Raw genomic sequence first — 14339 nt, forward strand, 5'->3', positions numbered from 1 at the left:
TGATCTAAGCACGAAACCTCATGCGAATTCTGGCTATCGATACCGCCACAGAGGCCTGTTCTGTCGCCCTGTGGAACAACGGTACTATCAATGCTCACTTTGAGCTTTGTCCACGAGAACACACTCAACGTATCCTGCCCATGGTGCAGGAGATTCTGGCCGCCAGCGGCGCCTCGCTCAATGAGATAGATGCGCTGGCGTTTGGGCGCGGTCCGGGCAGCTTTACCGGCGTGCGTATCGGCATTGGCATTGCGCAAGGGCTGGCGTTAGGGGCAAATCTGCCGATGATCGGTGTTTCGACGCTTGCCACGATGGCGCAGGGCGCGTGGCGTAAAACCGGCGCGACCCGCGTACTCGCCGCGATTGACGCGCGGATGGGCGAAGTGTACTGGGCGGAATACCAGCGTGATGCGCAGGGCGTCTGGCAGGGCGAAGAGACGGAAGCGGTGCTGAAACCGGAACGGGTCGGCGAGCGGTTGAAACAGCTTTCCGGCGAGTGGGCGACGGTAGGAACGGGTTGGTCCGCGTGGCCCGATCTGGCGAAGGAGTGCGGCCTGACGCTTCATGATGGGGAGGTGTCGCTCCCGGCAGCGGAAGATATGTTGCCCATCGCCAGTCAAAAGCTGGCGGCAGGAGAGACCGTTGCCGTGGAACATGCCGAGCCGGTTTATTTGCGTAACGAAGTGGCGTGGAAGAAACTTCCCGGCAAAGAATGACTCTCACTACTATTACCCCCCATACTTTATGCTGTGGGGTGGAATAGAGGTCGAGAAAAAGGAGTCGCATCATGGCGGTTCAAAAACGGTTAATAAAAGGGGCGCTGGCGTGCGCTTTTGCGCTTATGCTGAGCGGTTGCGTGACTATCCCGGATGCCATTAAAGGTTCGAGTCCGACGCCGCAGCAGGATTTGGTGCGGGTGATGAATGCGCCGCAGCTCTATATCGGGCAAGAGGCGCGTTTTGGCGGCAAAGTTGTGGCGGTACAAAATCAGCAGGGAAAAACCCGGCTTGAAATCGCGACCGTACCGCTCGACAGCGGCGCGCGTCCTGTTCTGGGCGAAGCCTCGCGCGGCAGAATTTTTGCCGATGTGAACGGTTTTCTGGACCCGGTGGACTTCCGTGGCCAGTTAGTTACCGTTGTCGGCCCGATAACTGGCACGGTTGACGGTAAAATCGGCAATACGCCGTATAAATTTATGCTGATGCAGGCTACCGGCTATAAACGCTGGCATCTTGTTCAGCAGGTTGTCATGCCTCCACAGCCGATCGATCCGTGGTTTTACGGCGGACGCGCCTGGCCTTATGGCTATGGCGGTTGGGGATGGTATAACCCTGGACCCGCAGAGGTTCAGACGATAGTGACAGAGTAACTCTTTGTTTTATCAATAAAAGAAACAGCGGCTGGTCCGCTGTTTCTGCATTCATAGAGACATAATAAAAATAAATAGTGACGCGCTTCGCAACCTTTCAGTTGCGTAATTAATAAACTGGTACGCTGAGTTAATATAATGTTAACGACTTGTTTATTAACTGGGGTTGTGATGACGACGAACACTCATTTTAGAGGTGATGCATTGAAGAAGGTTTGGCTTAACCGTTATCCTGCTGATGTTCCGGCGGAGATCAACCCTGACCGTTATCAATCCCTGGTTGAACTGTTTGAACATGCGGCGACGCGCTATGCCGATCAGCCTGCGTTCGTCAATATGGGGGAGGTAATGACCTTCCGCAAATTAGAAGAACGTAGTCGGGCATTTGCGGCTTATTTACAACAAGGGCTGGGACTCAAAAAAGGCGACCGTGTGGCGCTGATGATGCCAAACCTGTTGCAGTATCCCGTTGCGCTATTTGGTATTTTACGCGCCGGCATGATTGTGGTGAACGTTAACCCGCTGTACACGCCACGCGAACTTGAGCATCAGCTTAACGATAGCGGCGCGGCGGCAATCATTATTGTTTCTAACTTTGCCCATACGCTGGAAAAAGTGGTCGAGAAAACGTCGGTACAGCACGTTATTCTGACGCGGATGGGCGACCAGCTTTCTACCGCCAAAGGTACGGTTGTTAACTTTGTCGTGAAATACATCAAGCGTCTGGTGCCAAAATACCACTTGCCAGATGCGATCTCGTTTCGCAGCGCGCTACAGCATGGCTACCGTATGCAGTATGTCAAACCCGAGGTTGTCGCTGAAGATCTGGCTTTCCTGCAATATACCGGCGGTACGACGGGCGTGGCGAAAGGCGCGATGTTGACCCACCGCAATATGCTGGCGAATCTGGAGCAGGTGAAAGCGACCTATGGGCCGCTGCTGCACCCGGGGAAAGAGCTGGTAGTGACCGCGCTGCCGCTGTATCACATTTTTGCCTTAACCATGAACTGTCTGCTTTTTATCGAGCTGGGTGGGCAAAACCTGCTGATTACCAATCCGCGTGATATCCCCGGCCTGGTCAAGGAGCTGGCGAAATATCCATTTACGGCGATGACTGGCGTTAATACGCTATTCAACGCTCTGCTCAATAATAAAGAGTTTCAACAGCTGGATTTTTCTTCGCTGCATCTGTCAGCCGGCGGCGGGATGCCGGTACAAAATGTCGTTGCGGAACGTTGGGTAAAGCTGACCGGGCAATACCTGCTGGAAGGCTACGGGCTGACCGAGTGCGCCCCGCTGGTGAGCGTCAACCCGCATGATATTGATTATCACAGCGGCAGTATCGGCCTGCCAGTACCTTCAACAGAAGCCAAACTGGTGGATGACGATGACAACGAAGTCGCGCCGGGTGAGGCCGGAGAGCTTTGCGTGAAAGGCCCGCAGGTTATGCTGGGATACTGGCAGCGTCCTGACGCGACGGATGAAATCATTAAAGATGGCTGGCTGCATACGGGCGATATTGCGGTTATGGATGAAGACGGCTTTCTGCGGATTGTCGATCGTAAGAAAGATATGATTCTGGTTTCTGGTTTCAACGTTTATCCAAACGAAATTGAAGATGTGGTGATGCAGCATTCTGGCGTGCAGGAAGTCGCGGCGGTTGGCGTGCCTTCCGGTAGTAGCGGCGAAGCGGTGAAGCTTTTTGTGGTTAAGAAAGATCCGGCATTGACTGACGATGCGTTGATCACCTTCTGCCGTCGCCATCTGACCGGATATAAGGTGCCCAAACAGGTCGAGTTTCGCGAGGAATTACCAAAATCTAACGTTGGGAAAATTTTACGACGAGAACTGCGTGACGAAGCCCGTGGCAAAGTAGACAATAAAGCCTGAGCGTTAAGTCAGCTAACGAGAGACGCCGGTTAAGCCGGCGTTTTTTTTGGCGCGAACCAAAGAGAACACGATTTGAATTACCAAATGATTGAAACGGACGATGCGCTGGCGAGCCTGTGTGAAGCTGTCCGCGCATGTCCGGCTATTGCTTTAGATACGGAATTTGTCCGTACCCGCACCTATTACCCGCAGTTAGGATTGATACAGTTATTTGACGGGGCAAATGTCGCCCTGATCGATCCGCTCGGCATCAGCGACTGGTCGCCGTTAAAAGCGGTGCTGCGCGATACGGGAATCACCAAATTTCTGCACGCGGGTAGCGAAGATCTGGAAGTATTTCTGAATGCGTTTGGCGAACTGCCGGAGCCCCTGATTGATACGCAAATTCTGGCGGCGTTTTGCGGGCGTCCGCTGTCGTGGGGGTTTGCGGCGATGGTAGAAGAGTATACGGGCGTGGCGCTGGATAAAAGCGAGTCTCGTACCGACTGGTTAGCCCGGCCTTTAAGCGAGCGTCAGTGTGAATACGCGGCGGCGGATGTCTGGTATCTGTTACCGATCGCCAAAAAGCTGATGATTGAAACTGAAGCCGCAGGATGGCTGCCTGCCGCGCTTGATGAATGCCGATTGATGCAGCAGCGTCGTCAGGAGATTCAGGCGCCGGAAGAGGCATGGCGGGATATCACTAATGCCTGGCAACTGCGTACTCGCCAGTTAGCCTGTCTGCAACTTTTAGCTGACTGGCGGCTGCGTAAGGCGCGTGAGCGCGATATGGCGGTGAACTTTGTTGTGCGTGAAGAAAACCTGTGGGCGGTCGCGCGTTATATGCCGGGCAGTCTCGGTGAGCTGGATAGCCTGGGGCTTTCCGGCAGCGAGATTCGTTTTCACGGCAAAACGTTGATATCGCTGGTGGCGAAAGCACAGGCGTTACCGGAAGAGGCATTGCCGGAGCCCCTGTTGAATCTGATGGACATGCCGGGCTATCGCAAAGCGTTTAAGGCCATCAAAGCGCTGGTGGCGGAGGTGAGCGCGTCGCATCACGTCAGCGGCGAGCTACTGGCATCGCGTCGGCAGATTAATCAGTTGCTTAACTGGCACTGGAAATTAAAACCGCAAAATGGGCAACCGGAATTGATTTCCGGCTGGCGCGCCGAACTGATGGCGGAGAAGTTAACGCTTCTGTTGCAGGAGTATCCGCGTTAACGGCGGTAATTGCCGGGAAAACGGCCAGTGAAATAAATGTCCGTATTCGGAATAATGTAAAAAAATAAAAAAGGCAGATTCTTCTGCCTTTTTTAATCCAGGAATTTTCCCATAAAAGAGCTTATTTTGACTCTTCGGCTTCCGGCAGCGTTACGTTAAGTTCAAGGATGGAGATATCACCATCTTTTTGCTCAAGCTGGACGGTAACCATTTCCGGATCGATTTGTACGTATTTACAAATGACCTCAAGAATATCTTTACGTAACTGCGGTAAATAATGCGGTTCGGCATCGCTACGGCGACGTTCCGCGACAATGATTTGCAGCCGCTCTTTTGCAATATTAGCGGTACTCTTTTTCCGCGAGAGAAAAAAATCCAGTAATGCCATAATTTATCCTCCGAACAGGCGTTTGAGGAAACCTTTCTTCTCTTCTTCAATGAAGCGGAAAGGACGTTCTTCTCCCAACAGACGATCTACGGTATCTGCATAGGCTTTACCCGCATCCGCAGTGGCGTCAAGAATCACCGGTTCGCCCTGGTTCGATGCGCGCAGTACGGATTGATCTTCCGGGATCACCCCGACGAGTTTAATACGCAGAATCTCCAGTACATCTTCCATGCTGAGCATGTCGCCTTTATTTACGCGGCCTGGATTGTAGCGCGTCAACAGGAGATGTTCTTTAATCGGTTCTTCGCCATTTTCTGCGCGACGAGATTTCGATGCCAGAATACCCAGAATACGGTCCGAGTCACGGACAGAAGAGACTTCCGGGTTAGTCGTGATGATCGCTTCATCGGCAAAATAGAGCGCCATCAGCGCCCCGGTTTCGATACCCGCCGGCGAGTCGCAAACGATGAACTCAAAGTCCATCGCTTTCAGTGAGTCCAGTACCTTAGCGACGCCTTCGCGCGTTAGCGCGTCTTTATCCCGGGTCTGCGACGCCGGAAGAATGAAGAGATTTTCAGTACGCTTATCTTTGATCAGCGCCTGATTCAGTGTCGCATCGCCCTGAATGACGTTTACAAAATCGTAAACGACACGACGTTCGCACCCCATAATCAGATCGAGGTTACGCAGTCCGATATCAAAATCAATGACGACAGTTTTCTTTCCCTTCTGGGCCAAACCTGTAGCGATGGCCGCGCTGGAGGTGGTCTTGCCAACGCCCCCTTTACCCGAAGTAACAACAATAATGCGTGCCATAAAAATTCCTTGTTAAAAAGGGATCAATTCAACGGTTGAACTGTCAAAGCGTTGTCTGCTAAACGCAGGCGCGCCGCTTTGCCATAAAATTCTGCCGGGATTTTATCACTCAGCCAGTAAACACCTGCGATAGAGACCAGTTCTGCCGTCAGATGGGTACAAAAAATTTGCGCTTCCCGATCGCCGCTCGCCCCTGCCAGCGCGCGACCTCTCATCATGCCATAGACATGGATATTGCCGTCAGCGATAAGCTCTGCGCCAGCGCTGACGTGACTTGTAACAATCAGATCACATTGTGGAGCATAAATGCGCTGACCGGAACGAACCGGAACATCAATTAATCGCGTTTTTGTGATGGGATTAGCGTTTTGCGGCGGTTCGCTGGGCGTTGCCGGCTCAACGGGCGCAGCCCGAACCGCTTTCTCTTTACCTTCAGTCAGTAAAGGAAGACCCATCCGATCGATTTCTACTTTCAGGCTGGCGTCTTTACAGCCGCTCACGCCGATAATGCGTAAGCCGGTTGAGGTCACGATCTTATGCAGTTCCGGCCAGTTTACCGGGCTTTCAAGACCGCTAACGTTAATAACGACAGGGGCGTGTTTTAAAAACGCAGGAGCCTGCGCTATTTTGTCTTCTAACGCCTGACGAATAACCTCTGGTTCCGCTTCATGCAAATGAACCACTGATAAGGTGAAGCTACTGCCTTTAAGCTCGATTGGCGTGTTTGACATCCTGGCCTTACTCAATTTGCTATTTATCATCTCCGATACGGAGTGATATTCCGAAGTCCAGAAGGCATGTTATAGTCAGTATTATATTGAGGCAAGTCACCATCCCGTTAATTCAGAGTAAAAGTATGTTTTGTGTGATCTATAGAAGTAGCAAGCGCGATCAAACCTATTTGTATGTCGAAAAAAAAGACGATTTTTCGCGGGTGCCTGAAGCGTTGATGAAAGGATTCGGTCAGCCGCAGTTAGCGATGATGCTGCCGCTTGATGGACGTAAAAAATTAGTCAATGCCGAGCTCGAAAAAGTAAAACAGGCGTTAAGCGAGCAGGGCTATTATTTACAATTGCCGCCGCCGCCGGAAGATTTGCTGAAACAACATCTTTCTTCGGTGGGACAAAATACGTCGCACGCTGACCGTTAAACGGTATTCGGCGCCGCGCCTGAATTCCATCATGATCTTAGGGGAAAATATGTATCAACATCGTAACTGGCAAGGTGCCTTGCTTGATTACCCGGTAAGTAAAGTGGTCTGCGTGGGCAGTAATTACGCAAATCACATCAAGGAGATGGGCAGCGCGACGCCGGAAGAACCCGTGCTTTTTATCAAGCCGGAAACCGCATTGTGTGATATTCGCCAGCCGCTGGCGATTCCGGCGGATATGGGCGCTGTTCATCATGAAGTTGAGCTTGCTGTGCTGATTGGCGCAACGCTCCGCCAGGCGACCGAAGATCATGTACGTAAAGCGATAGCTGGTTATGGCGTGGCGCTTGATTTAACCCTGCGCGATATTCAAGGGAAAATGAAAAAGGCCGGACAGCCCTGGGAAAAAGCCAAAGGTTTTGATAACGCATGTCCGATTTCAGGCTTCATCCCTGTCGCGGCCTTCTGCGGCGATCCGCAAAATACGGTTATCGGACTTAACGTTAATGGCGAGGTTCGCCAGCAAGGGTCGACCGCGGATATGATTCATCCTATTGTGCCCCTTATCGCCTATATGAGCCGCTATTTTACGCTCAAAGCCGGGGACGTGGTGCTAACCGGCACGCCGGCAGGCGTGGGGCCATTATTAAGCGGCGATGAGCTGGACATTCGTTTTAATGGCGAAACGTTGTCTACCCGCGTTCTGTAAAATCTGCTTGCCGCCTTCAGCGGCGGTAAAACTTGCATCTGCAGGCCAGACTGGTTATAAGGTGCAGCTTTAGTGCAATGGCGGATACTTTAATGAGCGATACACCTTTCTGGCAACGTAAAACCCTGGATGAAATGACCGATGCCGAGTGGGAGTCGCTGTGCGATGGCTGCGGTCAATGCTGCCTGCATAAGCTGATGGATGAAGATACAGATGAAATCTACTTCACCAACGTGGCGTGCAGGCAATTAAATATCAAAACGTGCCAGTGCCGTCATTATGAACGCCGTTTTGAATTTGAACCCGACTGTATCAAACTCACTCGCGAAAACTTGCCAGACTTTGAATGGTTGCCGATGACCTGCGCCTACCGTTTGTTGGCGGAAGGTAAGCCCTTGCCGACGTGGCATCCGCTGCTGACTGGATCGAAAGCCGCTATGCATGGCGAGCGAATTTCTGTCCGTCATATCGCGGTTAAAGAATCCGAAGTACGGGACTGGCAGGATCATATTTTAAATAAACCGTCGTGGGCAGAATAAGTCTTCGGCAAAACGGCTGATTGTTTACAATTCTTTAATTTACGCCGGGCGGCCCCTGAAATCAGGAATTGCGTGCAAATTCCGTCACCTGGCGTTATCACTGCCTTCTATTCTTCCCTGACGCGCCTTGTCGCTGCGCTCGCGCACGTATGGCGGCGACTCTATACTTTCAAAGCAGTATATCGCTGCCTATCCTGAGGAGTTACCCCATGAATAACCAACCGTTGCGCGTTTCAAAGGATCAGCCCAGGAAGCCTGATAAGACACCCGAAGACGAAGGAAAAAATCCAAAGAAAAACCAAAAGTAGTGCTGTAGGGTATCTTTAATAACTATGGCTCGTTGGAGGCTTTATGTCTGAACGTCCTGATTTAGTCGATCCATTACCAGAGGATGAGCCGCTTCCTGGTGAAAATATTCCGGATACACCAGAGGGAGACGATCCTCTCGACCCGGATACCCAGAATGAGGTTGAAGATCCTCGTAGATAGCGTCTTGTGCTATTAACCAACCGCCTGATGCACCGTCTGTGCCAGGCGGTTTTTTGCATCTTCTAAAGCGAAACATCCTGATAATCCTCAGAAAGATAGCCTATAATTTTTTGTACGTTAAAATAGTAGCGCGTCCATGACGACACTGTCTTATTTGCGCTTAGCCGTTTGCGAGCTCAAAGGAGGAAATCAATGAACAGCGAAGAGTTGACACATAAAGCAGAAGAGGAAATCGCGGCACTCATTAGCAAAAAGGTTGCCGAACTACGGAAGAAAACCGGGCAAGAGGTTTCCGAAATAGAGTTCGCGCCGCGAGAAACGATGAAAGGGCTTGAGGGATACCACGTTAAAATTAAACTACTCTAGCGTTTAATTAGCGCCATCAATTACCTGGCTACTGGGCGGGACGCCGCCCAGTGGTGACTGGTTTACCGATGTCAGGCTTTTTTCTGTTGATACATTTCCTCGCCCTGATGGTCTTCCTCTACCCAAAAATGAATGTTGAACCGTGCATCATCGCTCAGTTCTACCCGATGCCAGTATTGCGGCGGACTGGTGGCGAATTGCCCGGCATTAATCACCACTTTCACTTCTGGTTCTGTCGCGGTTTCATTCGCAAAACCATAGTAGGTCACGGTGCCTTCCATCACGCAGAGTTGTCCGAAAACGCCTGCCGCTGTGTTGTGATGAGAGAGCAGTGCCGCCGGAACATTTTCTTTGGTGAAAAAGGGGGTAGAGCGTTTAACTTTCCAGTTTGCCGGGATGCGCAAGTGGGACATAAGACATCTCCCTGATGTGGTGATTAAAAGATGTATTTAATATACACCTTTTAATCACTGGCAAACAACGCTTCGGGCAAAAAAAACGCTCCCGAAGGAGCGTGTGTATCAACGACCGAACAGGTCGCGTTTTTTAGGCTTAAATGCCTGGGCTATGACGACGGCTATCGCCACCACAAGGTAAGCGGCAAAGATCCCCAACAGCCATTGTGGCATCTCCAGCGTTAAAAACGACCACTGGCGTTCGGCGCAATCACCGGATGCCACAAACACCTGCGGCAGCCATTTACCCAACGGCAACCAGTCTGGAAAGCGCGCCATAAAGTCACAGGTCATGAACGGCGAGGGATGCAACTGAATCATCGTATGTTCATACGCCAGTTGTAGACCCCGCCAGGCGCTGTAAATCCAGATAACCATCGCCACGTATCGCAACGGCGTTTTCGGCGCTATTGCGCCGACCAGACCCGCGCCCATCACGCCAAACAGGGCGCAACGTTCGTAAATACATAGCACGCAAGGTTTAAGTAACATGACGTGCTGGAACCACAGCGCCACCATTTCCAGCGCCAGGGCGGTAAACGCCATCAGTAACCATGCGCCCCGACCCCGTGAGCACTGGTTTAAAAATCGCAACATAATAATTTCCCTGCAACATGCGTAGAGACCGCAGTGTAAACCAATTCAATTCGTGCGCCACTAGCGGGAAATGAAATAATGTGTAATTGGATAATTATCAGGCAAAAATCGGAGCCGGGCGGTGTATTGCCCGGCCAAACGTTACGAAAGCGTTGCTAACCATCCTGCCTGAGTCATCCATTCGGTGACCGGCGCAAGAGTGAATTCGACGCACAGTAGCCCTATCAGGGTCAGTACGATAGTGTACGGTAACGCCATCCAGACCATACGGCCATAGGAGAGACGGATTAACGGCGCCAGCGCGGAGGTCAGCAGGAATAAGAATGCCGCCTGACCATTTGGCGTCGCTACCGATGGCAGGTTAGTACCGGTATTGATGGCCACAGCTAGCAGCTCAAACTGTTTTAAGCTGATTGCGCCGTTTTCCATTGCCGCCTTCGCTTCGTTGATATAAATGGTGCCGACAAAGACGTTATCTGAGATGGAAGACAACAGGCCGTTAAAGAGATAGAACAGCGTTAGCTGCGCGTGTTCAGAGGCTTGCAAGACGAACTGAATAATCGGCGCGAAAAGGTGTTGATCGATAATAACCGCCACAATGGAAAAGAAAACGGTTAACAGCGCAGTAAACGGCAGCGACTCGGTAAACGCTTTGCCGATGGCGTGTTCATCGGTGACACCCGTTAACGCGGTGGCCAGAATAATGACCGACAGACCAATCAGCCCCACCTCCGCGAGATGGAGGGCGAGGGCGGTAACCAGCCAGACTCCAATAATTGCCTGGACTATTAGTTTAATTTTATCCTGGCGGGTGCGCTTCTTACGGCTTTGATCGTCGAATTGCTGCAAGACGTCGCGGACTTTTTCGGGCAACGTTTCGCCATAGCCAAACCAGCGCATTTTCTCGACCAGCATACAGGTTAACAGTCCACATACCAGTACCGGGACGGTGACAGGCGACATCCGCAAAAAGAAGTCGCCGAAATGCCAGCCAGCCGCTTTAGCGATGATCAGGTTTTGCGGCTCCCCGACCATGGTCATGACGCCGCCCAGCGCCGTCCCCACGCCCGCATGCATCATCAGGCTACGCAAGAATCCGCGGAATTGCTCCAGCACCGTTTTGTAATGCGGATCGATATGGCTGTCGTCCAGCATATCGTTCTCTTCGCCGCGCGATGAGGCCACACGATGGTAAATCCCGTAAAAACCGACGGCGACGCTGATCACCACCGCAACGACGGTAAGCGCGTCAAGAAAAGCCGACAAGAACGCGGCGGCGACGCAAAAGGCCAGCGACAGAACCATCTTCGAGCGGATACTGAGTAACAGACGGGTAAAAATAAACAGCAATAACTGCTTCATAAAGTAGATGCCTGCCACCATAAACATCAGCAGCAGCAAGACTTCCAGGTTGGCGGCAACCTCTTCACGTACATGGGCGGCGCTGGTCATGCCGATGATGACGGCTTCAATGGCCAGTAACCCGCCGGGCAGCAGGGGGTAACACTTTAACGCCATCGCCAGGGTGAAGATAAACTCTGCCACCAGCAGCCAACCGGCAATAAAGGGATTAGCTAAGAAAATGAATGGGTTAATAATTAAAAAGACAAGTAGTGCCAGTTTGTACCAGTCGGGCGACTGGCCTAAAAAGTTGCGCCACATGGCGCGACCCCATGAGATCTCCATGAAATTTTTCCTTACCTAGAAAAATGAAATAGCGTTTTTATGTTTAAACACAGAGAGTAGCGAGCGCGACGAATGCAAGCAAGTCCTTAACGATATTGGCAGGCGATATCAGAAATGGTGCCTTGATCCCCTTTTTCTTCATTGCGTCCGCTATCAGGTGTTACGCCCGTCTGGTATGATGAGTGCAACTATGTTTTGCTGTGTAATGGAAATCTCACTATGGTCATTAAGGCGCAGAGCCCGGCGGGTTTCGCGGAAGAGTATATTATTGAAAGTATCTGGAATAACCGCTTTCCTCCTGGCACTATCTTACCGGCAGAACGAGAACTCTCCGAACTGATCGGCGTGACGCGCACGACATTACGCGAGGTGTTACAGCGGTTGGCGCGAGATGGCTGGCTGACCATTCAGCATGGCAAACCGACAAAGGTTAATAATTTTTGGGAAACGTCAGGGCTGAATATCCTTGAAACGCTGGCCCGCCTTGATCATGAAAGCGTTCCGCAACTGATCGACAATTTGTTGTCGGTGCGTACCAATATTTCTACTATCTTTATTCGTACCGCGTTGCGTCAACACCCGGATAAGGCGCAGGAAGTGCTGGCCACAGCCCACGAAGTGGCCGACCATGCCGATGCATTCGCCGATCTGGACTATAACATCTTTCGTGGTCTGGCATTCGCCTCCGGCAATCCTATTTACGGCTTGATCCTGAACGGCATGAAAGGGTTATACACCCGCATTGGTCGCCACTATTTCGCCAATCCGGAAGCGCGCAGTCTGGCACTGGGTTTCTATCATAAATTATCGTCGTTATGCGAGCAGGGCGCGCACGACCAGGTGTATGAAACGGTGCGGCGTTACGGGCATGACAGCGGCGAGATTTGGCATCGGATGCAGAAAAATCTGCCCGGCGATTTAGCGATTCAGGGACGATAATCCCGCGATGCCCGGTAAGCGCAAACACTACCGGGCAGCATCTCGATTACAGCATGTTCATGCGCGGCGGACAACGCTCCAGCAGTTCTACGCTGCCATCCTCATTTTGTTGCTCCAGCATCACATCAAAGCCCCATAACCGATGCACATGTTTCAGCACCTCTTTGCGGCCTTTATCCAGCGGCGCGCGGTTATGCGGGATATAACGCAACGTTAGCGATCTGTCGCCACGTAAATCCACATTCCAGACCTGAATATTCGGCTCCAGGTTGCTCAGGTTATACTGTGACGACAGTTTTGATCGAATCTCCCGATAACCTTCTTCGTTATGAATGGCGGAGATCTCCAGATAATTATGCCTGTCATCATCAAGTACCGTGAAGAAACGGAAATCACGCATCACTTTTGGCGACAGGAACTGACTGATAAAGCTTTCATCTTTAAAATCGCGCATGGCGAAGTGCAGCGTTTCCAGCCAGTCGGAACCGGCAATATCCGGAAACCAGTATTTATCTTCATCCGTGGGCGACTGACAAATACGTTTGATATCCTGGAACATGGCAAAGCCGAGCGCATAGGGGTTAATTCCGCTATACCAGGGGCTATTATAGGGCGGCTGGAATACGACATTGGTATGGCTGTGTAAAAACTCCAGCATAAAGCGTTCCGTCACTTTGCCTTCATCATAGAGATGGTTCAGGATGGTGTAGTGCCAGAAGGTCGCCCAGCCCTCGTTCATGACCTGCGTCTGTTTCTGCGGATAAAAATACTGGCTGACTTTACGCACGATGCGCAGAATTTCGCGCTGCCACGGCTCGAGCAACGGGGCGTTTTTCTCCATAAAATAGAGCAGGTTTTCCTGCGGTTCAGCGGGAAAGCGGCGTGCTTCGGCGACAGTTTTTTCTTCCTCGCGTTTTGGCAGCGTGCGCCACAGCATATTCACCTGGCTTTGTAGATACTCTTCCCGGCTTTTTTGTCGCGCTTTCTCTTCCTGCAACGAGATTTTCTGCGGGCGCTTATAACGATCGACGCCGTAATTCATCAGCGCGTGGCAGGAGTCGAGCAGTTTTTCTACTTCATCCACTCCGTAGCGTTCTTCACAGCGGGTAATGTAATTTCGGGCGAAAATCAGGTAATCGACGATAGAGCTGGCATCCGTCCAGCTCCGGAAGAGATAATTATTTTTAAAAAAGGAGTTGTGTCCGTAACAGGCGTGCGCCATGACCAGCGCTTGCATGGTGATGGTGTTCTCTTCCATCAGGTAGGCAATGCAGGGATTAGAGTTGATCACAATTTCATAAGCCAGTCCTTGTTGACCATGCTTATACAGACGTTCCGTCTCAATGAACTTTTTGCCAAACGACCAATGCGGATAGTTGATCGGCATCCCGACGCTGGAGTAGGCGTCCATCATCTGTTCGGAAGTGATGACTTCAATTTGGTGCGGGTAAGTATCCAGTTGGTAGAGTTTCGCCACGCGGTCTATCTCTGCCAGATAGACATCCAGCAGATCAAATGTCCAGTCGGGTCCATCGCTCAAACGTGTGGTGTCCTTGTTCATGGAATCAATCGTTGCCATTCGCGCACCCTCATTGTTGGCGACGCTCTCTGTATGGAGCGCCTCCTTTCAAGCATAGAACACCATGTTAAAAAACGACTTGATCGTGAAAACTTTTCTTTGCGATTTCCTCCACTCTGAACGGCAAAAAAACGGGTATTGGCATCATTTTATGCTGTATAGCCATG

General features: G+C 51.4%; 17 protein-coding genes. 10 read left to right on the plus strand and 7 right to left on the minus strand.

Annotation, left to right across the window (positions count from 1 at the left end; genetic code table 11):
- The first annotated feature begins 20 nt into the window (after positions 1–20).
- From tsaB to rnd, 4 genes are all read left to right on the plus strand, one after another.
- Positions 21–716 (plus strand): tRNA (adenosine(37)-N6)-threonylcarbamoyltransferase complex dimerization subunit type 1 TsaB, encoded by a 696-nt coding sequence (gene tsaB / locus ACLJRH_RS02585; protein ID WP_001221014.1) that lies wholly within the window; start codon positions 21–23, stop codon positions 714–716.
- Between the two features lie 71 nt (positions 717–787).
- Positions 788–1369 carry a Slp family lipoprotein gene (locus tag ACLJRH_RS02590; RefSeq protein ID WP_000290594.1) on the plus strand — a complete coding sequence of 194 codons (582 nt, stop codon included), beginning with the start codon at positions 788–790 and terminating at the stop codon, positions 1367–1369.
- A 204-nt stretch (positions 1370–1573) separates the two neighbouring features.
- Positions 1574–3259 (plus strand): long-chain-fatty-acid--CoA ligase FadD, encoded by a 1686-nt coding sequence (gene fadD, locus ACLJRH_RS02595; protein ID WP_000758418.1) that lies wholly within the window; start codon positions 1574–1576, stop codon positions 3257–3259.
- Positions 3260–3331: 72 nt separating this feature from the next.
- On the plus strand, positions 3332–4459 hold the full coding sequence (gene rnd, locus ACLJRH_RS02600; RefSeq protein ID WP_001109124.1) for a ribonuclease D: 1128 nt from the start codon (positions 3332–3334) through the stop codon (positions 4457–4459).
- Between the two features lie 121 nt (positions 4460–4580).
- Here the strand turns inward: rnd and minE are convergent, their stop codons facing one another.
- From minE to minC, 3 genes are read right to left on the minus strand one after another with little or no spacing between them, the layout of a single operon-like run.
- Positions 4581–4847 (minus strand): cell division topological specificity factor MinE, encoded by a 267-nt coding sequence (minE, locus tag ACLJRH_RS02605; protein ID WP_001185666.1) that lies wholly within the window; start codon positions 4845–4847, stop codon positions 4581–4583.
- 3 nt (positions 4848–4850) lie between these two features.
- Positions 4851–5663, minus strand: coding sequence for a septum site-determining protein MinD (gene minD / locus ACLJRH_RS02610; protein ID WP_000101047.1), 813 nt, complete (start codon positions 5661–5663; stop codon positions 4851–4853).
- A 23-nt stretch (positions 5664–5686) separates the two neighbouring features.
- On the minus strand, positions 5687–6394 hold the full coding sequence (gene minC / locus ACLJRH_RS02615) for a septum site-determining protein MinC (protein ID WP_000072525.1): 708 nt from the start codon (positions 6392–6394) through the stop codon (positions 5687–5689).
- 125 nt (positions 6395–6519) lie between these two features.
- Between minC and ACLJRH_RS02620 the strand changes: the two genes are divergently transcribed.
- The 5 genes from ACLJRH_RS02620 to ACLJRH_RS02640 all read left to right on the plus strand — a co-directional run bounded on the left by ACLJRH_RS02620 (position 6520) and on the right by ACLJRH_RS02640 (position 8916).
- The gene (locus ACLJRH_RS02620) at positions 6520–6813 is read left to right on the plus strand and encodes a YcgL domain-containing protein (RefSeq protein WP_001537109.1); all 294 of its coding nucleotides are present in this window, start codon (positions 6520–6522) and stop codon (positions 6811–6813) included.
- A gap of 49 nt (positions 6814–6862) precedes the next feature.
- Positions 6863–7522, plus strand: coding sequence for a fumarylacetoacetate hydrolase family protein (locus ACLJRH_RS02625; RefSeq protein ID WP_001519895.1), 660 nt, complete (start codon positions 6863–6865; stop codon positions 7520–7522).
- A gap of 92 nt (positions 7523–7614) precedes the next feature.
- Complete coding sequence (locus ACLJRH_RS02630) at positions 7615–8061, plus strand: YcgN family cysteine cluster protein (RefSeq protein ID WP_001285703.1); 447 nt, start codon at positions 7615–7617, stop codon at positions 8059–8061.
- Between the two features lie 351 nt (positions 8062–8412).
- Entirely contained in the window at positions 8413–8550 is a 138-nt protein-coding gene (locus tag ACLJRH_RS02635) for a hypothetical protein (RefSeq protein WP_001519337.1), read from the plus strand.
- 192 nt (positions 8551–8742) lie between these two features.
- On the plus strand, positions 8743–8916 hold the full coding sequence (locus ACLJRH_RS02640) for a GnsA/GnsB family addiction module toxin (protein ID WP_001083582.1): 174 nt from the start codon (positions 8743–8745) through the stop codon (positions 8914–8916).
- Between the two features lie 71 nt (positions 8917–8987).
- Here ACLJRH_RS02640 and ACLJRH_RS02645 read toward each other — a convergent pair whose 3' ends face one another.
- The 3 genes from ACLJRH_RS02645 to nhaB form a co-directional block, all read right to left on the minus strand.
- Entirely contained in the window at positions 8988–9329 is a 342-nt protein-coding gene (locus ACLJRH_RS02645; RefSeq protein ID WP_000018967.1) for a DUF1971 domain-containing protein, read from the minus strand.
- Between the two features lie 108 nt (positions 9330–9437).
- Complete coding sequence (dsbB, locus tag ACLJRH_RS02650) at positions 9438–9968, minus strand: disulfide bond formation protein DsbB (protein WP_000943475.1); 531 nt, start codon at positions 9966–9968, stop codon at positions 9438–9440.
- A gap of 141 nt (positions 9969–10109) precedes the next feature.
- Complete coding sequence (gene nhaB, locus ACLJRH_RS02655) at positions 10110–11654, minus strand: Na(+)/H(+) antiporter NhaB (protein ID WP_023137119.1); 1545 nt, start codon at positions 11652–11654, stop codon at positions 10110–10112.
- A 219-nt stretch (positions 11655–11873) separates the two neighbouring features.
- On the opposite strand from nhaB, the gene fadR reads away from it, so the two are divergent.
- Entirely contained in the window at positions 11874–12593 is a 720-nt protein-coding gene (fadR, locus tag ACLJRH_RS02660; protein WP_000234826.1) for a fatty acid metabolism transcriptional regulator FadR, read from the plus strand.
- Between the two features lie 46 nt (positions 12594–12639).
- On the opposite strand, the gene ACLJRH_RS02665 is transcribed toward fadR, so the two are convergent.
- Positions 12640–14172, minus strand: coding sequence for a SpoVR family protein (locus tag ACLJRH_RS02665; RefSeq protein WP_000190831.1), 1533 nt, complete (start codon positions 14170–14172; stop codon positions 12640–12642).
- Between the last annotated feature and the right edge of the window lie 167 nt (positions 14173–14339).

It is taken from the genome of Salmonella sp. SAL04162, from assembly GCF_046551535.1.
GTDB lineage: Bacteria > Pseudomonadota > Gammaproteobacteria > Enterobacterales > Enterobacteriaceae > Salmonella > Salmonella enterica.